We start from the raw sequence: 23,382 nt of genomic DNA on the forward strand, positions 1-23,382 counted from the left end.
CTCAGCCGAGGGGCGTCGTGGCGACGGGGCCCGTCGCGGTCGTGTGCGAGAGCACCTTGACGATGATCCCCCGGCGGCGAAGCTCCGCGATGGTGCGCGACTCTTCGTCGACGTCGCGCCCGAGGGCGTGCACGGTCGCCACCACGACGACATCTCCTCGCGACAGCCGCCCGAACAGTCGGGTCAGGCGCTCCTGCCACGTCTCCATGGTCTCGGGAGACGGATGGCGGAAGCCCTCGATGGGCACGCCGAAGCGCGAGAGCTCGTCACGCTGGCGCACGATGCTGGGCATGTCGTCGCGTGCCACCACCAGTCCCACGAGCCGGGAGCCGGCGGGACGGGCCAGCCACCAGTCCCGGGACTGCTCGAGATCGCGGAAGGCCGGCGGCACGCGCCCCGGCTCGACCGGCAACGCGATCGACTCGGCGTAGTCCGCCGGAGCCCGCTGCGTGGTGGTCTGCTCAGGCGCGGCGTGCTGCGGGGCGACATCGGTCATGGGCTGCTCCTTGGTCCCCTTCATTGTCTCTCAGCGGGCCGACACGCAGTCAATCGCCTTCGCCCTTGAGCCGCAGGCGAAGATTCACCTCCTCGGCGTCGAGCTCGGCCAGCGCGTGCCGCAGCGCCGCCGAGCTGATGCCGCTGCGGGCGAGCGTGCCCAGGCGCTCCCGCATCGCGGCGAGCAGCACGAGGCGCAGTTCCAGCCGGTCGCGCACGGCAGCGCTCTCGTCCTCATCCGGTGCCTCCGACATGCGCGCGCCCACGTGGCTGAGGAGCTCGGGAGGGAACGGTGCGCCGTCGGCTCGCGCCAGGCCGGGGCTCTCGAGCTGCTGCTGGGCCGCATCGCGCAGGGCGGCGTCGATGCGGTCCCGCTCGTCGCGCGACAGCTCGTCGCTCTCGGGCGGCAGCTTCAGCAGACGTGAGAACCAGGGCAGGGTGAAGCCCTGCACGAGCAGGCTGATGATGGCGACGAGGAAGGCGGTCAGAATGAGCAGCTCGCGCGCGGGGGTCTCGCGGGGCAGCGTCTGCGCCGCAGCCAGCGTCACGACGCCGCGCATGCCGGCCCACACGATGATGCCCCCGTGCTTCCACCCCAGCGGCGAGGCCTGGTAATAGTCGAGGTCTGCCAGCTCGCGGCCCACTCGCCGCCGCCAGACCGTGAGGCGACGCTCGACGCGGTGGCGCTCGACGCTGCGTCCCCGCCGGTCGACGGGCCGGGGCGGCGGATCGTCGAGGTACGTGTCCTCGTAGGCGTCGATGCGGGCGCCCACCGCTCCGAGCCGTGCGCGTTTGCCCTCGGCGCGACGGCCTTGCAGCAGCACCAGGAGCGCGACGTAGCCGGTGCGCACGAGCAGGATGATGGCCAGCGCGGTGCCCGCGAGCAGGAAGGCCCGCTGGGGTCCGTTCTGCTCGGCCAGGTTCTGCAGCCAGAGGTCCTTCAGCTCGAGCCCCATGATGAGGAAGACCGCGCCCTCCAGCACGAGCTCGATGGTGCGCCAGTTGACGGCGTCGGACAGCCGCTGCTCGGCGGTGAACCAGCGTGCGGAGCCCTGGCCGGTCACGATTCCGGCGACCACGGCTGCCACCAGGCCGGACCCGCCGAATTGCTCAGTGGGCAGGTACGCCGCGAAGGGCACCATGAAACCGATCGCGGTGTTGGCTGCCGAGTCCCCCACCCACACCCGCAGGCGGAGTGCGAGAAAGCCCACCAGCGCCCCGGCGGCGATGGCCACGAGCACACCCCAGGCGAAGGCGCCCGCGAACTCGCCCGCGGCCACCGCGCCTCCCGTGGCGGCTGCGGCGATCGCGGTGCGCAGCAGCACCAGCGAGGTCGCGTCGTTGAGCAGGCTCTCGCCCTCGAGCATCGTCACCACGCGACGTGACAGACCCAGCCGCTTCACGATCGAGGTGGCTACGGCATCCGTCGGGCTCAGGATCGCGCCCAGGGCGATCGACAGCAGCAGGCCGAGTTCGGGGACCGCCCACAGGAGGAACCCGGCGAGCGTCAGCGTCGTGATGATCACCAGCAGCACCGACAGGCCCGATATCGGGCCGAAGTCCCGGCGGAACTCGATCGCCGGCAGCGACACCGCCGCGGAGTACAGCAGCGGGGGCAGGATGCCGACGAGGATGATCTCGGGGTCGACCTCCACCGCCGGAACGAAGGGCAGCAGGCTGACGCCGAGTCCGGCGATCACCAGCAGCAGCGGTCCCGCCACGTTGATACGGGGGGCCAGGCCCGCCGCCACCGCGATCACGACCACGCCGACGATCACCAGCACGATCACCGTGTCCATGGGCGCCTCCCCGTCAGTGAGCATTCTGCCGTGAGATCGGGACGAGGACTGCGGGTGTCCGCAGACCCGGGCATGCTGGTCTGTGACGGGAGGACCCTCATGGCCGAGAACGACGCCGCCGATGCCCGGATCGGCCCCGGCGCCCACGACACCATCCGGGTCGTCGGCGCGCGGGAGAACAACCTGCAGGGGGTGACGATCGACCTTCCCAAGCGGCGCCTCACGGTCTTCACGGGCGTGAGTGGCTCGGGAAAGTCATCGCTGGTGTTCGGCACGATCGCCGCGGAGTCGCAGCGCCTCATCAACGAGACCTACAGCACCTTCGTGCAGGGGTTCATGCCGACCCTGCCGCGGCCCGACGTCGATCTGCTGGAAGGGCTGACGACCGCGATCCTCGTGGACCAGGAACGCATGGGCGGCAATCCGCGCTCGACCGTGGGCACTGCCACCGACGCGCACGCGATGCTGCGCATCCTCTTCAGCCGTCTCGGCACCCCGCACATCGGTCCGCCCCAGGCGTTCTCGTTCAACGTGCCGTCGGTCACCGGCTCGGGAGCCATGAAGGTGGGCGAGAAGAAGGCGGTGAAACGCGAGTACACCGTCACCGGCGGCATGTGCCCGCGCTGCGAGGGGACCGGCGAAGTCAGCGACATCGACCTGGAACAGCTGTTCGACCGCACGAAGTCGCTCGCCGAGGGCGCACTGACCGTGCCGGGGTACACCGTCGACGGCTGGATGGTGCGCGCCATCACCGAATCGGGGTTCGTCGACGCCGACAAGCCGATCGAGCACTACACCGACCAGGAGCGTCAGGACTTCCTCTACCGAGAGCCCACGAAGGTCAAGATCCAGGGGATCAACATGACCTACGAGGGCCTGGTGCCCAAGATCACCAAGGGCTTCCTGCAGAAGGACCGCGACTCGATGCAGCCTCATGTGCGCGCCTTCGTCGACCGCGCGGTGCGGTTCACCGAGTGCCCCGCCTGCGGTGGCACACGCCTGAGCGAGGCCGCGCGGTCGTCCAGGATCGGCGGGGTGAGCATCGCGGATGCCGCGGCCATGCAGATCACCGACCTCGCCGCGTGGCTGCGCACCGTCGATGACCCCGGGGTCGGCCCGCTCGTGGCAGGCCTGCGTCACACCGTCGACTCGTTCGTCGAGATCGGGCTCGGCTACCTCTCGCTCGACCGGCCATCGGGGACCCTCTCCGGCGGCGAGTCGCAGCGCACCCGGATGATCCGCCACCTGGGTTCCGCCCTCACCGACGTGACCTACGTGTTCGACGAGCCGACCGCGGGGCTGCACCCGCACGACATCCAGCGCATGAACGCCCTGCTGCGGCGCCTGTGCGACAAGGGCAACACCGTGCTCGTGGTCGAGCACAAGCCGGAAGTCATCGAGATCGCCGACCATGTCGTCGACCTCGGCCCCGGCGCCGGCCGCGCCGGCGGGCAGATCACCTATATCGGCGACGTCGCGGGACTGCGCGCGTCGGACACGATCACGGGGCGCCATCTCGACCACCGTGCGCGGCTGAAGCCCGCGGTGCGATCGCCGCGCGGCGCGCTGCCCATCCGCGGGGCTGCGCAGCACAACCTGCAGGACGTCGACGTCGACATCCCGCTGGGCCTCCTCACCGTCGTCACGGGTGTCGCGGGGTCAGGCAAGTCCTCGCTCATCCACGGCAATCTGCCCGACCGTGACGACGTCGTGGTCGTTGACCAGTCCGCTATCCGCGGGTCGCGGCGCAGCAACCCCGCCACCTACACCGGGCTGCTCGATGTCATCCGCACGGCGTTCGCCAAGGCGAACGGCGTGAAGCCCGCGCTCTTCAGCGCCAACTCCGAAGGTGCCTGCCCGGTGTGCAAGGGGCTCGGCGTGATCATCACCGAGCTGGGGTTCATGTCCACCGTCGAGACGGTGTGCGAAGTCTGCGAAGGACGACGGTTCACCGACGAGGTGCTGGAGTATCGCCTGAACGGCAAGAACATCGACGAGGTGCTGTCGATGTCGGTCGGCGAGGCGGCGGCATTCTTCGCCAGCGGGCCGGCGCACACGACGCTGGCGCGCATGGTCGACGTCGGGCTGGACTACGTCACGCTCGGGCAGCGACTGAACACGCTTTCGGGCGGCGAGCGGCAGCGGCTGAAGCTGGCGATCTCGATGGCCAAGAAGGGCGCCGTGTACGTGCTCGACGAGCCGACGACCGGACTTCACCTGGCAGACGTCGACAACCTGCTGGGGCTGCTCGACCGGCTGGTGGATGCCGGCAACTCCGTCATCGTCATCGAGCACCACCAGGCCGTCATGGCGCACGCCGACTGGATCGTCGACCTCGGCCCCGGCGCGGGGCGCGACGGCGGCCGGGTGGTGTTCGAGGGAACGCCGGCAGCCCTGGTCGAGGGTGCGGACACCCTCACCGCTCAGCACCTCCGCGCCTACGTCGCCTGAGGCCGCGGCAGGGCGTTGCGGCATCCGGCATCGCGGCCGCTCCCGCCTCTCGCGTCCCGGCTCCGCCTCCAGGGCCGCCGCCGCCGTCCCTGCGCCGCCTTCCAGCGCTCGCCTGTCGCGAACGGTCGCTTCGGCGGCCTGCAGGGAGCAGTTTGCGACAGGTGAGTGGGGCGGGGGCGCTCGGGGTCGGCCCAGCTAGGTAGGGGTGCGGCCGCCGGGGTGGATGTCGCGGGCAGGGCCGCGGGTGCTCGCCTGTCGCGAACGGTCGCTTCAGCGGCCCGCAGGGAGCAGTTTGCGACAGGCGAGCGGGGGCGCGACCCGGCGTTGGGGGCCGCCGCGTGGGCCCGGGGTTGGGGGCGGGCGCCGCGCGGGCCCGGGCGCGGCGTCGGCGGCGGACGGCCGCACGGCGCGGGTCAGGCGCCCGTGAGCTCCCGCACCGCCTCGCGCTCGGCGACGAGCTCGGCGACGGACGCCTGCAGCCGCGCCTGTGCGCGCTCGTCGAGGAGCAGCCCCTCCACGACGCGGTAGCCCGAACCGTCGCTGGTCACCGGGAACGAGCAGACGATCCCCTCGGGCACGCCGTACTCGCCGCGGGACACCAGGGCCGCCGACGTCCACCCCGCGCCGGTGCCGAGCGCCTCATCGCGCACGTGCGCGATTGCGGCGTTCGCGGCCGACGCCACCGACGACGACCCGCGCACCTCGATGATCTCCGCCCCGCGCCGGGCGACCCGGGGGATGAACACGTCGTCGAGCCAGGCCGCGGCGGCATCCGCCCCTCCCAGCTTCTCGGCGAGAGCGGCGAGCACTGGTTCGCCGTCGACCGTGGCGTGGGCGACGTCGGGGAACTGCGTGGCGGAGTGGTTGCCCCAGATGGTGACGCCCTGCAGCGCCGCGGGGCCGACGTCCAGCGCAGCGGAGAGCTGGCCCACTGCGCGGTCGTGGTCCAGGCGGGTGAGGGCGCTGAACCGCTCGGAAGGGATGCCGTCGGCCGCGGCCGCGGCGATGAGCGCGTTCGTGTTGGCGGGGTTGCCGACGGTCAGCACGCACACGTCGCCAGCGGCATTGGCTGCGATCGCCGCCCCCTGCGGAGCGAAGATGCCGGCGTTGGCGGCGAGCAGGTCACTGCGCTCCATGCCGGCGGCGCGTGGGCGGGAACCGACCAGCAGTGCGCGGTTCGCGCCGGCGAAGGCCACCGCGGCATCGTCGGTCACTTCGACATCGCGCAGCAGCGGGAAGGCGCAGTCCTGCAGTTCGAGCGCGGCACCCTCCGCCGCCCGCATGCCCTGCGGGATCTCCAGCAGGCGCAGTCGGATGGGCTGGTCCGGGCCCAGCATGTCGCCTGCGGCGATGCGGAACAGCAGCGCGTATCCGATCTGACCGCCGGCTCCGGTGATCGTCACCGTCACGGGGGCGGGGAGGTGGGTGGCGGCTGGCGCGGCGTCGGGAGTGGCATCCATGACCCGAGCCTATGAGTGCGGCGGCGCGCGCAATGCCACCGGTGCGGGGCGTCTGCGGTCCGGCGCCCACACTCCCGGCCGTGCGGCCAGTACCGTTGCGGGGTGACCTTCAATGACAATGCCCGCGTGGGCGGCAACACCGCCAAGCGACGCGGGCGAAACGCCGCCGTCGTCGGCGGCGGAGCGGTCGGTGTCGGTGGCATCGTCGTGCTGCTGCTGAGCATGTTCACCGGTTTCGATCTCGGCGGGCTGCTGGGCGGTGCCGGGGGGTCGGGCGGAGGCACGGCGGCGGAGGAGTCGACGATCGCGAACTGCCAGACGGGCGCGGACGCGAACGCGAACGACGACTGCCGGTTGGCGGCGGCGTCGCTGAACCTCGACCAGTTCTGGGAGCGTGAGCTCGACGGATACCGGGCGCCGCAGCTGATCATCGTCGATGTCGAGACGGGCACCGCGTGCGGCACGGCATCCAACGCCACGGGCCCCTTCTACTGCCCGCCCGAGGAGACCGTCTACGTCGACCCCACCTTCTTCGGCGTGCTGCGCGAGCAGTTCGACACGACGGCCGGCCCGCTCGCGCAGCTGTACGTGCTGGCGCACGAGTACGGCCACCACGTGCAGCAGATCACCGGCGTCTTCGACCGCTACCCGAACAACGGCTCTGGCCCCGACAGCAACGGGGTACGCACCGAGCTGCAGGCGGACTGCTTCGCCGGCGCCTGGGTCGCCGACCTGCCGCAGCAGGTGGACGAGAACGGCGTGCCCTTCATGAAGGAGCCGACGCAGGAGCAGATCCGCGACGCGCTCGCCGCGGCCGCGACCGTCGGCGACGACAACATCCAGCGGCAGTCCGGGGGGACCGTGAACCCCGAGAGCTGGACCCACGGTTCGAGCGAGCAGCGGCAGCGCTGGTTCGATGTCGGCTACGAGCGCGGCGCGTCGTCGTGCGACACCTTCTCGGTATCAGGAGCGGACTTGTGAACCACGCGCACCTCGACGACATCCTCTACCCGCCCATCGAACCGTACGAGACCGGCGAGCTTCTGGTCGGCGAGGGCAACCGCGTCTACTGGGAGCAGTCCGGCAACCCGCAGGGAAAGCCGGTCGTGTTCCTCCACGGGGGGCCGGGAGGAGGCACGGCGCCCTGGCATCGTCGGTTCTTCGACCCCGAGGTCTACCGCATCGTGCTGTTCGACCAGCGCGGATGCGGGCGCTCCACACCGCACGCTGGTGACCCCGACGCCGACCTGCGCCACAACACCACGTGGCACCTCGTCGCCGACATCGACCTGCTGCGGCGGACGCTGGGCATCGACCGGTGGATGGTGTTCGGCGGATCGTGGGGGAGCACCCTCGCGCTCGCCTACGCCGAGGCCCACCCGCACACCGTCAGCGAGCTGGTGCTGCGCGGCATCTTCACCCTGCGCGCCCACGAGCTGGAATGGTTCTACGAAGGCGGGGCGTCGGCACTCTTCCCCGATCTGTGGGAGCAGTTCATCGCACCGATCCCGGTGCTCGAGCGCGCGCGCATGATCGAGGCGTACCACCGGCGGCTGTCGGACCCCGACCCCGCCGTGCACGGGCCGGCGGGGCTCGCGTGGACCCGGTGGGAGGCCTCGACGGTCACCCTGCTGCCCGACGCGGAGCTCGTGGAATCCATGTCGGATCCCGCCTCGGCCACGGCGTTCGCGCGCATCGAGAATCACTACTTCCTCAACCGCGGGTGGCTGCGCGAGGGGCAGCTGATCGCCGATGTCGGTGCGATCCGGCACATCCCCGGCGTCATCGTGCAGGGCCGCTATGACGTGTGCACGCCGATGATGACCGCGTGGGACCTGCACCGGGCGTGGCCCGAGGCCGAGTTCGTGATGGTGCCGGATGCCGGGCATTCGGCCGCCGAGCCCGGGATCGCCGCCGCGCTGCGCGCCGCGACCGACCGGTTCGCGGCGGGCGGCTGACCCCGCTGCACGGCGGGGGCGAGTCCGCGTGGGCGGCGCCGGATGGGGTTCGGTCGTCAGTGCGGGCGGCGTCTGGGCTGAGGCGGGTCGCCATTCGGTCGTCGCGAGTGACCCATTCCGGGGATGAGACCCCGACGCCCAGGCCGGCAGCCCCGAGCCCCGCCGCTACGCGCCGAAGGCCTGCAGCAGGCTCGCCGACAGGCGCACGGGGTTGCCATCCATGCGGAACCGCGTGAGCCCCTCGCTCACTGCGGCGCCGGTGCGGGCCGAGACGAACCACGGCGGCTTCGGCAGCACCGAGGGGCGTCCGCCCGCGAGAAGGTTCCCCGGCGCCACCGAACGCGGGAAGGGTCGGAAGGGTCCGCGCACGACGCTGCGCTCCACCCGGTCGAGCAGCCGGGCGTTGTGCACGACCCCGATGCCGCTGGGGGCATCGGCGAGGGTCCCGCCCGGGAACGCCCCCCATGAGCATGTGGGGGTGAGGAACCCGAGCGCCGTCCAGGCGTTGATCGCGACGGTGCCGTAGTGCAGCTCGGCGATGGCCTGCTCGAACCCGTCCCCGAGCGCCGTCTGCGTCACCGGGTCGATGATGACGTTGGCGCCGAGGGTCCCCGTCAGTGCGTCGTTGGCGTGCGCGACGGCCGCGTCGACGAAGTCCTGCCCGAGGCCGGGAAGTTCCACGACGCCCAGCACCGGCGCGAAGTACTCGGTGGTCTGCACGGGCGCGGCATCCGTCGCCGCCGCCTCGATCAGTACGCGCGAGCCGTCCCCCATGCGCAGGGCGCCGGGATGGGCGGATGCCGCTTCGTCGACCCGCGCCTGCGCACCGGGGTACCAGACGGGCCGGGCGGGAGCGGTGTCGTAGGCCTCGCGCAGCGCCGCGAGGAACGCCTCGCGCTGCGGCCAGTCCGCGCTGAGCAGCACCACCTGACCCGCGATGCAGTTGTGCCCGCTGTTGTAGAGCCGCATCGTCACGACGTGCTCGGCCTGGAAGCGCAGGTCGGCCTCTGACCACTCGCCCGGCACGACGATGATGGGCGAGACCCCGCCCAGCTCTGCCGAAATGGGGGTGGTCAGCCGCGGCACACCGGTCTCGCGGCGCTGGGCGGCATCCTCACCGGTGCCCCAGACGATCGCCTCGAACGTCGTGATGGACCCGGTGATGTGCACGTGATCGATGCCCGGGTGCCCGGTCAGGTACGCCCCGACGTCGCCGCCGCCGCGCACGATCCGCAGCATCCCGGCGCCGATCAGCGGGGCGAGCGCCCGCTCGTAGACGGGCACCAGGTCGTCCTGCGTGGGGTTGACCTTCAGCAGCGAGACGCGGTTGAACGCGAGCAGCTCGTACAGCACGTCGAGGAACGGGATGGCGGTGACATTGCCGGCGCCCAGCACCACGCCCACGCCGCCCCCGTCGGCGCCGGGCAGCTGTCCGAGGCCCGCGGTGCGAGCGGCCTCGCCCGCCGTCACGCCGGGCTGCAGCCACACCTCGCCGGTGTAGCCCGACAGCAGCAGGCGGTCGATGGGCGCGGTCGGCAGTACGTGCACGCGCACCCGGCCGCCGGGGGCCTCGTCGACCCGCAGATCGTCGAGAGGGCTCGCCCCGCGCGCGAGCGCACCGAGGGTGTCGGTGTAGGCGTCGAGCGCGACGAGCGCCGCGTACGGGCCCGAGAGCCACTCCTCGCCGCGGAGCGCATGCCCGGGCTCGAGACCCTTGGAGGTCGAGGCGACGTCGGCCCATTCCTCTGCAACGGCGACGACCGCCGCGCGGATGCGCCGCAGCAGCGTGCGCCGCTGGGGCAGGGTCAGCTGGCCCCAGAGGGCGGAGCCGGAGCGCAGGTCCTCGATGGCGGCATCCAGGCGCGCGCGCTCTGCCTCGGGCAGGCCGGGATCGGTGTCGCGGGCGGGGGACTCAGCGGATGCCACGGGGTGCACTCCTCGGTTCGGGACGGTTCAGCGTGGATTCGCGGGCCCGAGCGCCTCCGGGGAGAGCTCCTCGCGCGCCCCGAGGGCTCAGATGAGCGAGAGCTCCCGCAGCTTGGCCTCGACGTCGATGTCGGCGGGCTCGACGTGATGCGTCGCGTCGGGGTACACCACGACCGGGATGTTCGTGCGTCCGGAGATCTCCCGCGCGATATCGGCGGCCGCGGGCTCGGCCTCGAGGTCGATGTACTCGTAAGCGACGCCGAGGTTGTCGAGCTGGGCCTTCGTGCGGCGGCAGTCGCGGCACCAGTCGGCGCCGAACATCGTAAGGTTGGCGGGTTTGTCGGTCATGGCACCAGCCTACGGCCGCGCCCTGTGCGCGGCCTCGTACGGTCAGGGGTCGGCGTGCTGTCCGACGACCTGTCGGGCCCGCGTGGCGGCAGCGGCGCGCGAGCGCCGCGGGGCGTAGACGACGAGTGCGTGGAACACGAAGCGCACGATGAAGGCCGCCACCAGCGTGAGCGCAGCGGCGAACACGGCGGAGAGATGGGTGCCCTCCACCAGCAGCCACATCACCGGGATGCGGATCAGCGCCTCGGCGTTGTTGAAGGTGAACGACTTCAGGAACCGATGGCGCATCAGCCCGGACTCCGACCGCATGTCGGCGAAGACGAGGTACTCCAGAAGCAGGAAGTTGCCGATGATCGTCACTTCGCTCGCGATCACGGCGGCCACGACGTATTCGACGCCGAGCCGCATGAGGCCCCACATGATCACGAGGTTCGCGACGGCGCCGAACCCGCCGACGAGGGCGAAGGCCGACATGCGGCCGAACCGCAGCATCGTCAGTTGCGTGAGAAAGCGGATGCCCTGCGTGAACGACGCCTTCGACGCACCGGCGTGACGCGGCGCGAAGTTGAACGGCACCTCCGCGATGCGCAGCTGCCGGCGGGCGAGCACCTCGAGCAGGATCTTGAAGCCGCGCGGATGCAGCGCCCTGATGTCGATGGCGTCGCGGTTGAGCAGGAAGAACCCCGTCATCGGGTCGGAGCATCCCGCGAGCTTGCGGGGGAACATCGCCTTGGTCAGCAGGTTCGAGGCGCGCGAGACCGTCGTGCGCGTGGCATCCGCCAAGCCCTTCGAGGTGCCGCCTGCGGCATAGCGCGATGCCACCACGACGTCGACGTCGCCGACTGCGGCCCGGTCGAGCAGTGAGGGGATGGTCTCGGGCGGATGCTGCAGATCGCCGTCCATGACCAGGCACCAGGGTGATCGGGCGGCGGCGAACCCCTCGAGCACCGCACCGCCCAGGCCGTCCGTCGCCGTGTCCCGATGCAGCAGGCGCACGGGGAAGGACGTCGTCGCGGCGGCAGCTTGCACGACCGCGGGGGTGTCGTCGGTGGAATCGTCGACGAACAGCACCTCGAAGTCCCGGCCGGCCATGACCTCACCGATGCGGCCGAGCAGTTCGACGACGTTCGGACCTTCGTTATAGGTCGGGACGATGATCGTCAGATCCATCGGTCGTCCTGTCGTCTGGCGGGTGGGTCTTTCAGGGTAGCCCGTCACCCCACGAGGCGTCTGAGATCATCCACCGTCATGCCGTAGTTGATTCGAATGCAGGGAAGAGCGAGCTTGTCGGTGCCGGCCCTGACGTAGCCGTGCTCGATGGTGCGGGCCATCTCGAACCCCGCGAGGCGCAGGCCCTCCTTGGCCGTGTCGTTGTAGTGGCCGAAGGGGTACGCCACGACCTCCGCGGCACCGAGGATCTGAGCGGATGTCGTCATATCGGCCGCGATCTGCTCCGCCGACCAGTTGACGATGCGTCCCTGACCGTCGGCACCGGCCTCGTGCATGTCGTGCGTGTGGGAGCGCTGCAGCACATAGGGGTTCGGAGCCGGCTCGGAGCGGAACTTCGTGATGACGAAAGACGTGGCCAGGAGCCCCTTGGCCTCGACGACGGGAGCGGCCAGCTCGAGCCAGGTGTGGTGGGCGTCGTCGTCGGTGATGATGACGGACCGTTCAGGCAGGAACAGGGCGCCGTCGATGAAGGCGCTCAGCTCGTCCCACGTGGGCAGGTAGAAGCCGCCCGTGGCGAGGTAGTCCATGTGCGCTTCGAAGTCGCCGATGTAGGCGTAGTTCAGGCGCAGCCAGTCGTCCTCGCCCTCCGGGTTCGTCGTGAACTGGTGGTACATCAGGATCGGGATCGCCGCGTCCTCGGCGGCGACGCGCTCGTGGGTCATCCACGAGCCGTACAGGGTCTGCTGCCGGTCGGCGCAGGTCGCGAGCAGCGCACCGTTGACTCGTGCGGCGGTCGTGTAGGCCGCGGCATCCGTCGCCGTCGGGTACCAGCCGGCGAACACCGCGTCGTCGCGCCGGGGGATCGGCAGGGCGCCGTACAGCGCTCCCTGCGAGACGAGGACCGGGTCGACCTCGGCGCCGTCGATGGAGAAGGTGAGGGCGCAGGCGTTCGCGTCATCGGTGCCCGCCAGCAGCTGTTCGGCGGGCGTGAGGGGCGGCGGCGCCGGGGTCGGCGCGGCGGTCGGGGTCTCTGCGGCCGGCTTCGCCGGGCCGTTCGCGTCGGCCGTCCGGGGCAGGGTGAGAGCGATGGCGATGACGGCGATGACGGCGATGACGGCGATGACGGATGCCGCGACCAGCAGCAAGGGCCAGAGGCGCCGCCGCGACCGTCGCGCCCGCCTCGCGCCGCGTGCCGCACTGCCCGATCCCGACATCGTTGCCCTCGCCGCGCGTCACCGGCGACGCACTCGCGTTGATCCTATGGGTTCGGGCGGCGCTGCCCGGACGGGCGGCGGAGCGACCGGGGCCTAGTTCTTCCGGCCCCCGCGGGCGTCGAAGGCCGCGCCGCATGCAATGCCGATGGCGACGCCGACCGCGAGCCACAGGGCGAGGTTGTCGGCCGCGATGCCGACCGCCGCGCCCACCGCGAGGCCCAGGGCCACGCCGATGCCGATGCCGGTTCCCTTGGCTGCGCCTCCGGTCGATTCGGGGTTCGTTTCGTTGTCCATGGGTACCAACGTACGGAGGGTGCAGGATCACAGCATCCGCCTGATGGGGGAGGTTTTCGATCTCCCTCGCGCGGGGGAGCGCGTGCTGTGCCGTGCTGTGCGGGCACCCCGTCTACATGCCGAGGATGCGTGTCTGCTTCGCGCATCGTCCTCGCGCGTGGTCGGATGTCTCCGTGTACGTGCGATTCCAATCACCACGCCCAGGTAAGCGCGGCGTGCACACGGGGATATTCGGCCTGGCGAACGGCCTCGCCAGGGGCGGCCATCTGACTGCCGAGGAGCATGCCGACTGGCGCGCCGGCAACGAGTGGTACAACGCGGCATATGCCGACCCGACGGACGCGGATGTCGGTGTCTACGACGAATCCCTCAACCCGCAGGCGGCGGCCTGGTTCAAAGGCACCGCGTCACACCTGCTGGAGCGCATTCCGAGGTATCTGGAGATCCTTCACGCACACGGCGTGGAGTGCTGTCGCGTGGAGGCGGACGACCCCGGCCGCATCATCTACGAAGACGAGGTGCAAATCGTGGTCGTCCCCCACGACGCACCGAGAATATGACGCGTCTGTCGCGACCCCCAGTCGGATCGTCGACGACGGGATCGCAGTAGGACTACGGAACTCGCCGATCAACGCTCGGTCTCTTGACATGCAAGTCGCCACTTGCATATCGTGACCGAATGACCGACGTCTACCGGGCGCTCGCGGATGCGACTCGCCGACAGATCCTCGATCTGTTGGTCGGTCGGGACGGTGTAACGCTGTTCGAGATCTGCAGCCGGCTCGCCGAGTCGGGCACGGGCTCGTCGCGACAGGCCATATCTCAACACCTGGGAGTGCTGGAGGAGTGCGGCCTGATCAGCACCGAACGGCAGGGACGCACGAAACTCCACTGGCTGAACACCGCGCCGTTGCGGGAAATCACCCGACGATGGCCAATCGACACAAGGGGGACGGACTGATGAAAGCACGACTGCACGTCATGAGCGTTTTCGTGGATGACCAGGAGAAGGCGCTCGCGTTCTATACCGATGTGCTGGGTTTCGTCACGAAGAACGACATTCCGCTGGGCGAGTATCGGTGGCTCACGGTGGTTGACGCCGACCATCCTGATGGCGTCGAGTTGCTGCTGGAGCCCGATGAGAACCCGGCCGCGAAAACGTATGTGGAGGCGCTCGCCGAGCAGGGCATCCCCTCGGCATCCTTCGCGGTCGACGATGTGGATGCCGCCTACGCCGAACTCACGGCGCGCGGGGTGCGGTTCGTCCAGCCGCCGACGCCCGGGGGGCCGGTGCGCACCGCGGTGCTCGATGACACGTGTGGCAATCTGATCCAGCTCGTCAGCCCCGCATGACCGCGTCGGAGGAGTCGCCGCCGACGGGTTGCGCTGCGAGTGCGTTCTCCTCCCGCGTCATCCGCGGGATGCGGAACAGGTCCCCGACCACCCACACGAGAATCGCGATGTGAGGCAGCAGCGAGAGCAGGATCACCGCGTCGTCTGCGAATGTGGTGGTCCCGCCGGGCGCTGCCCCATCGGAGATGACGTGGGCGATGATCTGTCCGATGAAGATGGTGAGGAAGCCGCCCAGCAAGAGGAGCCCCAGGGTGAGGCCACTGCGGTACCGGCGGAGGTAGAACCGGTGCAGGCCCACCGCGCCGCCCAGGAGGGCGAGCACGTATGCGACCCACATGTGCCTAGGTCCGCGCGCGACGCGTACGGGCAGCACGATGTAGTCGGGGCGCAAGCCAGCGGGCTCTGTGTTCGTCATGTGGGGTTCCTGTCTGTCGGGAGGGCAGGTGGCTCGGTGAGGTCGGCGCGGAGTGTCCATGCCGGCCACCAGCCGTCATGGAGCTCTCGGAGCGCAGCGGTGATGTGCTCGAGTTCGTCCGGGGTGAGGTTGCGGTCGGGTTCGCCGTTGCTCGAGTGACGTTCGCCTTCGAGGGTGCACAGTTGCGTGTGTTGCCATCGCCGGTGCCCGACCGGGAACACCTCCCGGAGTCCGCCGGCGGCAATAGCCAGCAAGACGTCTTCAAGGTGATCGGCGGCCGTCTCGGCCGACTCGTCGCACGCGTCGCACGAACACTGCGGAGCCACAGCGCGGAACAGGGCACCGCCTTGAATATGCACCGACTCCACCGTCGCCGTGATCGCCACGGTTGCTCCGGTGGAAGGCCGCAGCACCAGTTGCATCTCCTGATCTACGGTCTTCCGGTCGACGTCTACGAGGTACCAGGTCTGCAGATGCTCGATCAAGGCATCCAGGTCCAGCAGCAACGGCGCGAACCGGCCTGGATGGGAGAGCCGCGAGTACGCCTCCTCCGGGGGCCCACCGTTCCCCCACCGGGTTCCGTACCTGATGACCTGGCCGTCGGCATCCCGGTAGTCCTGGTCAGGGAAGGGTGGACGTGGGAAGGGGACGGGTGGGACCTGCAGAACCGGCTGCGAGCCGCTGGCCGTGAGCGCGTTCGTCTCCTGATCGTCTTGGTCTGCTTGAGGCCACGAGGACAGCTCCTCCGTGAACGCGTCCAGCTGTTCGGGCTGCTCCACCATGATCCGCACCAACCCCGCCACCGGGATGGATCGGGTTGACGTTCCCACCTCGAGCTCGGGCGTCACGCGCCATGTCGCCGCCGGATGCACCACTGAGATCACGTTCCCCACGAAACGCGCCGCCGACTCTGCCAGCTCTGGTGACTCCAACACGGCAGGGTGGTCGGCGAGAAACCCCCAAAGCGCCGAAAGGTCGGCTGCGAATACTGCAGGATCCGAGCCCTTTTGCTGCATGTAGGACGCGAACTGCTCGAACCCTTCCACGAACCGGACCGGAGCCGGAGCCGGAGGTTCGGAGCGGGGCCAGACCAGCGTGGCTGTGGACGAGGTCGGCTCAGGCAGCGCCCGCACCGGTGCGGGAAAGATGCTCTCTGCCACTTACGCGACCGCCTTCTTGCGAACGCTTGGAGGGCACAGGCCCGTGCCTCGTGATGAGCATTCCATAAGACGCACATCACGTGTCCAAACCATGGCGTCGGCATTGTCGGACGATGCGGCCCCGATGATGGCGATACTGGCGTGCCGAGGGGATCCCTGAAGCCCTCGGGCGCCGTCAGTGACCCGTGTGGGCTCGGGCGAGTTCCGAAGCGGGCAGCTCGCAGAGGATCGCTCCCACGGGTCGGCGGCCCCGCTCGGCTCGCTGATGGGTTTCGATGATCTCGAAACCGACTGCCTCGAGAGCCGCGTGCAGATGGTGGGTCGGCCACCGATAGGCGCGGACCACAGCATGATCGAAGGCCTCGACGCTACCGCCATGGAAGTAGCCGAGTAGGAGTGTGCCGCCGGGGCGGAGGGTCCGGGCGAACTCCGCGAGCGGCGTCGTGATCTGTGACGGTTCGTGGTGGATGGTGGAGAACCAGGACAGGATGCCGTCGAGGGCGCTGTCCGGCTCGTCAATTGCGTCGATGCTTCCGAGGTCAAAGCGCGTCGCGGGGTAGGTGGCTCGGGCATGGTCGATGAACTCCGGGACGAGATCTATGCCGTGCACGTCCACGCCGAGGCTTGCGAGATGGTTCGTCCAGTGTCCCGGGCCGCACCCCGCGTCCAGAACGCGACCGGCTGCCGACTCTGCCCACGCTTCTACGTGATGACGGTCGCTGGGGTGCACCGCACTCATCGAACCGACGACGTCCGCATACTCCGAAGCGCGAGCCGAGTACTCGGTGATTACGTCCGTCACATAGCGAGGCTACCGAGGGGCGCAGGGAGTGGAAGTGTCGCTGACCAGGGAAAAGCGAAACCCCCGCCATGTAGAAGCTAGGCGAGGGTTTCTGGGGTGACTGTAATGATCACCCGTGTGGCTCCGACGGGCGTCGATCCCGTGACCTCACGATTTTCAGTCGTGCGCTCTACCAACTGAGCTACAGAGCCGCGCGGCTGTGATGCTCGCCGCGTCCGACGCGAAGGGCCCTCTCGAAAAAGGGCCCGTCGCTGTGGAGCGACCCTGACGGGACTTGAACCCGCGACCTCCGCCGTGACAGGGCGGCACGCTAACCAACTGCGCTACAGGGCCATGCATATTCAATTGTAGGTGTGACCCCAACGGGATTCGAACCCGTGCTACCGCCGTGAAAGGGCGGCGTCCTAGGCCGCTAAACGATGGGGCCGAGTGAACCCTGTGGGACGAACCCGGTGCTCACGCTTACCGACGCTCAAGCATATGCACTGGATGGCCAAAACGCCAATCGAGGGCGCGCCGTACCCGTCGGAGGGCTGTTGAGACGGCACGATGGGCGCGAGGATGTGCGCGACGACCGGGCGGCGATGCCTGAGAAAACCGTTGCGGATGTGACTGATGTTGCTACTGTGAAGACGTCTTCGACTCCCCCCGATCTGGCGAAGAGATGAGGTGCCGCGTGCGGTTCACGCGCATCGACGACCCCGAAGAGTGCGGTTGTGCGCCGACTCCTGCGGAGCAGCGCGCCTTCGCGGGCGGCGTCACCCGGCGTGGCGCGCTCACCGTCGGCGCGTTCGGTCTCGTGGCTGCGGGCGCTCTCGCCGCTCCGTTCGCGCCGGTCGCGTTCGCCATAGCCGGATACCCCTCGTGGGACGACGTGCAGCGGGCTAAGGCGAACGAGGCGTCCAAGAACGCCGAGGTCGCCCGCATCGAGCAGCTCATCAACGACCTGACCACCGACGTCGCCAACAAGCAGGCAGAAGCAGAGCGTCTGGGGTTCGAGTACCAGGCCGCGCAGGAGGCGTACGAGGCAGCGGTCGACCGCGCCGAATCGCTGCAGGCTCAGGCCGACGCCGAAGAGGCCCGCGCGCTCGAGGCCGCGCAGAAGGCCGGACGGGTCGCATCCCAGCTCTACCGCAACGGGGGCGACGACACCTCGCTGGAGCTGTTCTTCTCGGGTTCCGCCGCGACCGCCGACGATCTGCTGGCGCGACTCGGCACGATGGACAAGCTCCTCGCCGCCAACCAGGCCGTCTACACCGACGCGGTCAGCGCCCGCGACAACGCGCAGAGCCTGAGCGACCAGGCATCCGTCGCCCGTGACGCCCGCGATGAGCTGAAGCGTGAAGCCGAGGCCAAGATGGTCGAGGCTCAGGCAGCGGCCGAGGCGGCCCAGGCGGCCCTCGCCGCTCAGACCGAGCACCTCGGCACGCTGCAGGCGCAGCTCGCCGCGCTCAAGGACACCACCGCGCAGACCGTGGCGGGCTACCAGGCCGGCGTCGAAGCCGAGCGTCGTGCTCGCGAGGAGCGCGAGCGCAAGGCCAGGGAAGAGGCCGCGCGCCGCGCCCAGGAAGAAGCCGACCGCATCGCCCGTGAGAACGCGGCCCGGCCTCCGGCCAGCGGCGGCGGTGGTGGCGGCGGCGGTGGCGGTGGTGGTGGCGGCTCCGGCGGCGGCGGCGGTTCTGGCGGCGGCCAGGGCTGGGTGCGCCCGCACGGCGGCTGGATCAGCTCGTGGTTCGGCAACCGCGGCACCATCTGCTCCAACGGATACTGCAGCGGCAGCGGCCACCGTGGCATCGACTTCGCCAACGGCTGCGGAGCGTACATCTACGCCGCGGCCGCCGGAACCGTCGTCTTCGCCGCCGAGAGTGGCACGTGGGGCAACTACGTCAAGATCGACCACGGCGGCGGCATCGTCACCGGCTACGCGCACATCCGGCCCGGTGGCTACGCCGTCGGCTGGGGTCAGCGCGTCTCGGCCGGCCAGGTCATCGCCTACGCGGGCAACACCGGCGCGTCAAACGGATGCCACCTGCACTTCGAGGTGTACCGCAACGGCACGCGCATCGATCCCGCTCCGTACCTGCGCGACCACGGCGTCTCGGTCTAGCAACGACGAAGGGCGGATGCCGCAGCACCCGCCCTTCGTGAAGACTGCCGTCGTCAGACGGTCTTGGGAGCTTCGCCCTCACCCTGGGTGCGGGTCTGCTCGTCGTGGTCGCGGAAGCGGTCGAAAGCCTCGCTGACCAGGCGCTCGGCCTCGGCGGCATCCGCCCATTCGTCGACCTTGACCCACTTGCCGGGCTCGAGGTCCTTGTAGTGCTCGAAGAAGTGGTTGATCTCGCCCTTGGTCCACTCGTCGAGGTCGGACACGTCCTGCACGTGGTCCCAGCGGGGGTCCTTGGCGATCACGGCGACGACCTTGTCGTCACCGCCGGCCTCGTCGCTCATCTTGAGCACGCCGACGGGACGCACGCGCGCCATGACGCCGGGGAACAGGTCGCGGTCGAGCAGCACCAGCACGTCGAGCGGGTCGCCGTCCTCGCCGAGCGTGTTCTCGAAGAACCCGTAGTTGGCCGGGTAGCCCATCGGCGTGAACAGCACGCGGTCGAGGTACACGCGGCCGGTGCCGTGGTCGACCTCGTACTTCACGCGGCTGCCGCGGGGGATCTCGATGACGGCGTCGTACGCGCCCATACTGGTGCTCCTTCAGACGTGGGTGGGATGCGGCGACCAGCCTAGTCGGGCGGCGTTCGCACCATAACTCCGGTGGACCGGGGTGTTCGGCGGCTGCGGCGGCGCCACGGGACGCGGCCGCGGCGGCTACCGTGGTCGCGTGCCGTCCCTGAGTCCTGCCGTCGCCGAGACCCGCCGCGCCGTCCGCGCCGCGCTGCAGCCCTTTGCCGGCGGTGGCGAGGTGGTCGTCGCAGTGAGTGGCGGCGCCGACTCGCTCGCCCTCGCCGCCGCGACGGTGTTCGAGGCGCCGAAGCTGGGGCTCCGGGTGGCCAGCATCACCGTGGACCACGGGCTGCAGCCCGGTTCGCACGAGACCGCAGCCCGCGCGGCGGCGGCTGCCACGGCACTCGGAATCGAGGCGGCCGTCGTGCGGGTGACGGTCGACCCGACCGCCCAGGGAGGCCTCGAAGCCGCCGCCCGCGACGCCCGCTACGCGGCGCTCGCCGAGGCCGCCGCCGACCGCGGCGCCGAGGCGGTGCTGCTCGGCCACACCCTCGACGACCAGGCGGAGACGGTGCTGCTCGGCCTCGCCCGCGGCTCGGGCGCCGCGAGCCTGGCGGGCATGGCGCCCGAGCGCCGCGACGAGGCGACCGGCACCCGGTGGCTGCGCCCCCTGCTGGCGGTGCGCCGTCAGACCACCCGGGCCGCCTGCGCGGCCGCCGGGCTCGAGCCGTGGGACGACCCCCACAACACCGACCCCCGCTTCGCACGGGTGCGGGTGCGCGAACGGGTGCTGCCGGTGCTCGAGACCGAGCTCGGTCCCGGCATCGCCGAGGCGCTCGCCCGCACCGCCGAGCAGCTGCGCGAAGACGCCGAGGCGTTCGCCCGCATGATCGACGAGACGATCGAGGACATCGTCGAGCCGGCAGAAGCCGGCATCGCGGTGTCGGTGGCCGCCCTCGCGGCCAACCCGCCGGCCCTGCGCAACCGCATCATCCGGCACGTCGTGGCCAGCGAGTTCGGGCAGTCCCTCACCAGGTCGCAGACCCTCGAAGTCGCGCGCCTGGTCACCGACTGGTCCGGGCAGGGACCGATCGACCTGCCGGGATGCCACGCCCGCCGCCGCGGACCGGTGGTGGAGTTCACCGCGGGACCCGAGGGAATCTAGACTCGACGCATGCGTGCCGCTGACATCTCGGACCAGCTCTCCACCATCCTCGTCACCGAGGAGGAGATCCAGCAGAAGCTCCGCGACCTCGCGGCCCGGGTCGACGCGGACTATGCCGGCAAGGACCTGCTGCTGGTGGGCGTGCTCAAGGGCGCCGTCATGGTGATGGCCGATTTCGCGCGGTCGCTGCAGAGCGACGTCACGATGGACTGGATGGCCGTGTCGTCATACGGCGCCGGCACCAAGTCCAGCGGCGTCGTGCAGATCCGCAAGGACCTCGACACCGACCTGCACGGCAAGCACGTGCTCATCGTCGAGGACATCATCGACTCGGGGCTGACCCTCAGCTGGCTGCTGGAGAACTTCGCCTCACGCGGTGCCGAGTCCATCGAGGTGCTGGCGCTGCTGCGCAAGCCCGAGGCGGCCAAGGTGAAGATCGACTGCAAGTACGTGGGCTTCGACATCCCGAACGAGTTCGTCGTCGGCTATGGCCTCGACTACGCCGAGCGCTACCGCAACCTGCGCGACGTCGCGGTGCTCGCCCCGCACGTCTACGCCTGAGCCGCGGGCGGTTTAAGCCCTGGGCGAATGCACAGTCGTTCCCCGGCTGTGCCGCGATAACCTGGGGCACTGTCGCCCGTCCCGTGAGCGGGCTGCTCTCCGTCGAAAGGGACCGGGCGTCGACCCGCACCATGAACTTCAAGAAGATCGCTCGCAACCCGCTGATCTACATCCTGCTCATCGGCGTGCTGCTCATGGTCGGCTTCTCGCTCATCTCCAACCTGGGCGCAGCCAAGCAGATCTCCACCCAAGAGGGCCTCGAACTGCTCGATGGCGGCACCGTGACCGAGGTGTTGAACACCGACGGCGACCAGCGCGTGGACATGACGCTCTCGAAGCCCTACGAGGGCGCCACCGAGGTGCAGTTCTACTACGTCGAGGCTCGGGCCGACGAGGTTGTCAGCGCCGTCAACGCGGCCGAGCCGAAGGACGGCTTCGACGACGCCGTGCCGCGCGCGACCTGGTTCGACGGGGTCCTCTCGCTGCTTCTGCCTATCCTGCTGCTGGGTCTGCTGTTCTGGTTCCTGATGTCGTCTGCGCAGGGCGGCGGCGGCAAGGTCATGCAGTTCGGCAAGTCCCGCGCGAAGCTCGTGACCAAGGAGACGCCCACCGTCACCTTCCAGGACGTCGCCGGCGCCGACGAGGCGATCGAAGAGCTGCACGAGATCAAGGACTTCCTGAAGGACCCCTCCCGTTTCCAGGCCGTGGGCGCCCGCATCCCGAAGGGCGTGCTGCTGTACGGCCCTCCCGGAACCGGAAAGACGCTGCTCGCCCGTGCCGTGGCCGGCGAGGCGGGGGTGCCGTTCTACTCCATCTCGGGCTCGGACTTCGTCGAGATGTTCGTCGGCGTGGGCGCCAGCCGCGTGCGCGACCTCTTCAACCAGGCCAAGGAGAACGCCCCGGCCATCATCTTCATCGACGAGATCGACGCCGTCGGCCGCCACCGCGGCGCCGGCATGGGCGGCGGTCACGACGAGCGCGAGCAGACGCTCAACCAGATGCTCGTCGAGATGGACGGCTTCGACCCGAAGGCGAATGTCATCGTCATCGCGGCAACGAACCGCCCCGACATCCTCGACCCCGCACTGCTGCGTCCGGGTCGATTCGACCGCCAGATCGGCGTGGACGCCCCCGACCTCAAAGGTCGCCTCAAGATCCTCGAGGTGCACGGCCGCGGCAAGCCCCTCGCCGACTCCGTCGACCTCGAGGTCGTCGCGCGCAAGACGCCCGGATTCACCGGTGCCGACCTCGCGAACGTGCTGAACGAGGCGGCTCTGCTCACGGCGCGCTCGAACGCGCAGCTGATCGACATGCGGGCGCTCGACGAGGCGATCGACCGGGTCATCGCCGGCCCGCAGCGCCGCACGCGCGTGATGAGGGACAAGGAAAAGCTCATCACCGCGTACCACGAGGGCGGTCACGCCCTCGCCGCCGCCGCGATGAACCACACCGACCCCGTGACGAAGGTGACGATCCTCCCGCGCGGCAAGGCCCTCGGCTACACGATGGTGCTGCCGCTGGATGACAAGTACTCCGTCACGCGCAACGAGCTGCTCGACCAGCTCGCCTACGCGATGGGCGGCCGCGTCGCCGAGGAGGTCGTGTTCCACGACCCCACCACCGGCGCCTCCAACGACATCGAGAAGGCCACCGGCATCGCCCGCAAGATGGTCACCGAGTACGGCATGACCACCGAGGTCGGGCCGGTCAAGCTCGGCGCGGCATCCGGTGAGATGTTCCTCGGCCGCGACATGGGCCATGGCCGCGACTTCTCCGAGGCCGTCGCCGAGCGCGTCGACGAGCAGGTGCGCCAGCTGATCGAGCAGGCGCACAACGAGGCGTACGAGGTGATCACGGCCAACCGGGACATCCTCGACAAGCTGGCGCTGGAGCTGCTGGAGAAGGAGACCCTCGACCACATCGAGCTGGCCGAGATCTTCAAGGACATCCGGCACCTGCCCGAGCGTCCGCAGTGGCTGTCGAGCGACAACCGGCCGGCGTCCACCCTGCCGCCGATCGAGGTGCCGCGCCGTCGCGAGGACGCCGGCCTCGCCGCCGCCGTCGAAGCCGATGAAGCGGTCGAGAAGGCCACGCGCCGTCGCCCCGCCGGTCAGGCCCGCCCCGCGACCGCATAG

General features: G+C 70.1%; 22 protein-coding genes and 3 tRNA genes. 10 read left to right on the forward strand and 15 right to left on the reverse strand.

The genetic code is table 11. The annotated features are described in order from the left end of the window. Position 1: 1 nt before the first annotated feature. Complete coding sequence (locus QNO21_RS00755) at positions 2-496, reverse strand: recombinase family protein (protein ID WP_257519804.1); 495 nt, start codon at positions 494-496, stop codon at positions 2-4. Between the two features lie 49 nt (positions 497-545). Then, on the reverse strand, positions 546-2,294 hold the full coding sequence (locus tag QNO21_RS00760) for a cation:proton antiporter (protein WP_257519805.1): 1,749 nt from the start codon (positions 2,292-2,294) through the stop codon (positions 546-548). Between the two features lie 99 nt (positions 2,295-2,393). Here QNO21_RS00760 and QNO21_RS00765 point away from each other — a divergent pair, with 99 nt between their 5' ends. Further along, the gene (locus QNO21_RS00765) at positions 2,394-4,745 is read left to right on the forward strand and encodes an ATP-binding cassette domain-containing protein (protein WP_257519932.1); all 2,352 of its coding nucleotides are present in this window, start codon (positions 2,394-2,396) and stop codon (positions 4,743-4,745) included. Between the two features lie 413 nt (positions 4,746-5,158). Here QNO21_RS00765 and QNO21_RS00770 read toward each other — a convergent pair whose 3' ends face one another. Continuing rightward, positions 5,159-6,205 carry a malate dehydrogenase gene (locus QNO21_RS00770; RefSeq protein WP_257519806.1) on the reverse strand — a complete coding sequence of 349 codons (1,047 nt, stop codon included), beginning with the start codon at positions 6,203-6,205 and terminating at the stop codon, positions 5,159-5,161. Positions 6,206-6,307: 102 nt separating this feature from the next. Here QNO21_RS00770 and ypfJ point away from each other — a divergent pair, with 102 nt between their 5' ends. After that, positions 6,308-7,186, forward strand: a complete 879-nt coding sequence (gene ypfJ / locus QNO21_RS00775) for a KPN_02809 family neutral zinc metallopeptidase (RefSeq protein ID WP_257519807.1) — start codon at positions 6,308-6,310, stop codon at positions 7,184-7,186. Continuing rightward, on the forward strand, positions 7,183-8,163 hold the full coding sequence (pip, locus tag QNO21_RS00780; RefSeq protein ID WP_257519808.1) for a prolyl aminopeptidase: 981 nt from the start codon (positions 7,183-7,185) through the stop codon (positions 8,161-8,163). The genes ypfJ and pip overlap by 4 nt, the downstream gene beginning before the upstream one ends. Positions 8,164-8,328: 165 nt before the next feature. Here pip and QNO21_RS00785 read toward each other — a convergent pair whose 3' ends face one another. The 5 genes from QNO21_RS00785 to QNO21_RS00805 all read right to left on the reverse strand — a co-directional run bounded on the left by QNO21_RS00785 (position 8,329) and on the right by QNO21_RS00805 (position 13,115). After that, positions 8,329-10,089 (reverse strand): aldehyde dehydrogenase family protein, encoded by a 1,761-nt coding sequence (locus QNO21_RS00785; protein WP_257519810.1) that lies wholly within the window; start codon positions 10,087-10,089, stop codon positions 8,329-8,331. An 87-nt stretch (positions 10,090-10,176) separates the two neighbouring features. Further along, positions 10,177-10,437, reverse strand: a complete 261-nt coding sequence (locus QNO21_RS00790) for a glutaredoxin family protein (protein WP_257515708.1) — start codon at positions 10,435-10,437, stop codon at positions 10,177-10,179. Between the two features lie 42 nt (positions 10,438-10,479). Next, positions 10,480-11,607: a glycosyltransferase gene (locus QNO21_RS00795; RefSeq protein ID WP_257519812.1), complete on the reverse strand. Its 1,128-nt coding sequence runs from the start codon at positions 11,605-11,607 to the stop codon at positions 10,480-10,482. Between the two features lie 44 nt (positions 11,608-11,651). Then, positions 11,652-12,752, reverse strand: a complete 1,101-nt coding sequence (locus tag QNO21_RS00800) for a polysaccharide deacetylase family protein (RefSeq protein WP_257519813.1) — start codon at positions 12,750-12,752, stop codon at positions 11,652-11,654. Between the two features lie 162 nt (positions 12,753-12,914). Further along, the gene (locus QNO21_RS00805) at positions 12,915-13,115 is read right to left on the reverse strand and encodes a glycine zipper domain-containing protein (protein WP_257519815.1); all 201 of its coding nucleotides are present in this window, start codon (positions 13,113-13,115) and stop codon (positions 12,915-12,917) included. A 173-nt stretch (positions 13,116-13,288) separates the two neighbouring features. Between QNO21_RS00805 and QNO21_RS00810 the strand changes: the two genes are divergently transcribed. The 3 genes from QNO21_RS00810 (at position 13,289) to QNO21_RS00820 (ending at position 14,468) form a co-directional block, all read left to right on the forward strand. Then, positions 13,289-13,675, forward strand: coding sequence for a hypothetical protein (locus QNO21_RS00810; RefSeq protein WP_257519816.1), 387 nt, complete (start codon positions 13,289-13,291; stop codon positions 13,673-13,675). A 119-nt stretch (positions 13,676-13,794) separates the two neighbouring features. Next, positions 13,795-14,076 carry an ArsR/SmtB family transcription factor gene (locus QNO21_RS00815; RefSeq protein ID WP_257519817.1) on the forward strand — a complete coding sequence of 94 codons (282 nt, stop codon included), beginning with the start codon at positions 13,795-13,797 and terminating at the stop codon, positions 14,074-14,076. Beyond that, positions 14,076-14,468 (forward strand): VOC family protein, encoded by a 393-nt coding sequence (locus QNO21_RS00820; RefSeq protein WP_257519818.1) that lies wholly within the window; start codon positions 14,076-14,078, stop codon positions 14,466-14,468. Before QNO21_RS00815 ends, QNO21_RS00820 begins: the two co-directional genes overlap by 1 nt. Here QNO21_RS00820 and QNO21_RS00825 read toward each other — a convergent pair. The 6 genes from QNO21_RS00825 to QNO21_RS00850 all read right to left on the reverse strand — a co-directional run bounded on the left by QNO21_RS00825 (position 14,455) and on the right by QNO21_RS00850 (position 17,272). Further along, a complete protein-coding gene (locus QNO21_RS00825; RefSeq protein WP_257519819.1) occupies positions 14,455-14,883 on the reverse strand; it encodes a TM2 domain-containing protein in 429 nt (142 codons plus the stop codon). The two genes, QNO21_RS00820 and QNO21_RS00825, sit on opposite strands and share 14 nt — an antisense overlap. Continuing rightward, entirely contained in the window at positions 14,880-15,929 is a 1,050-nt protein-coding gene (locus QNO21_RS00830) for a DUF6226 family protein (protein WP_257519820.1), read from the reverse strand. Before QNO21_RS00830 ends, QNO21_RS00825 begins: the two co-directional genes overlap by 4 nt. 289 nt (positions 15,930-16,218) lie before the next feature. Beyond that, positions 16,219-16,782 carry a class I SAM-dependent methyltransferase gene (locus QNO21_RS00835; RefSeq protein WP_257519933.1) on the reverse strand — a complete coding sequence of 188 codons (564 nt, stop codon included), beginning with the start codon at positions 16,780-16,782 and terminating at the stop codon, positions 16,219-16,221. A gap of 181 nt (positions 16,783-16,963) precedes the next feature. Further along, positions 16,964-17,036 (reverse strand) — tRNA-Phe (locus tag QNO21_RS00840). 68 nt (positions 17,037-17,104) lie between these two features. After that, a tRNA-Asp gene (locus QNO21_RS00845) sits at positions 17,105-17,178 on the reverse strand. Positions 17,179-17,199: 21 nt separating this feature from the next. Then, positions 17,200-17,272, reverse strand: a tRNA-Glu gene (locus QNO21_RS00850). 249 nt (positions 17,273-17,521) lie between these two features. Between QNO21_RS00850 and QNO21_RS00855 the strand changes: the two genes are divergently transcribed. After that, positions 17,522-18,952, forward strand: a complete 1,431-nt coding sequence (locus tag QNO21_RS00855) for a peptidoglycan DD-metalloendopeptidase family protein (RefSeq protein WP_257515699.1) — start codon at positions 17,522-17,524, stop codon at positions 18,950-18,952. Positions 18,953-19,005: 53 nt separating this feature from the next. On the opposite strand, the gene ppa is transcribed toward QNO21_RS00855, so the two are convergent. Beyond that, entirely contained in the window at positions 19,006-19,539 is a 534-nt protein-coding gene (gene ppa / locus QNO21_RS00860; protein ID WP_257495379.1) for an inorganic diphosphatase, read from the reverse strand. Between the two features lie 139 nt (positions 19,540-19,678). Here ppa and tilS point away from each other — a divergent pair, with 139 nt between their 5' ends. The 3 genes from tilS (at position 19,679) to ftsH (ending at position 23,382) form a co-directional block, all read left to right on the forward strand. Then, positions 19,679-20,686: a tRNA lysidine(34) synthetase TilS gene (tilS, locus tag QNO21_RS00865; RefSeq protein WP_257519822.1), complete on the forward strand. Its 1,008-nt coding sequence runs from the start codon at positions 19,679-19,681 to the stop codon at positions 20,684-20,686. Positions 20,687-20,695: 9 nt separating this feature from the next. Then, positions 20,696-21,247 (forward strand): hypoxanthine phosphoribosyltransferase, encoded by a 552-nt coding sequence (gene hpt, locus QNO21_RS00870; protein ID WP_257519823.1) that lies wholly within the window; start codon positions 20,696-20,698, stop codon positions 21,245-21,247. A gap of 131 nt (positions 21,248-21,378) precedes the next feature. Further along, a complete protein-coding gene (ftsH, locus tag QNO21_RS00875; protein WP_257519824.1) occupies positions 21,379-23,382 on the forward strand; it encodes an ATP-dependent zinc metalloprotease FtsH in 2,004 nt (667 codons plus the stop codon).

The sequence above is a fragment of the Microbacterium sp. zg-Y818 genome (assembly GCF_030246905.1).
Taxonomy (GTDB): Bacteria; Actinomycetota; Actinomycetes; order Actinomycetales; family Microbacteriaceae; genus Microbacterium.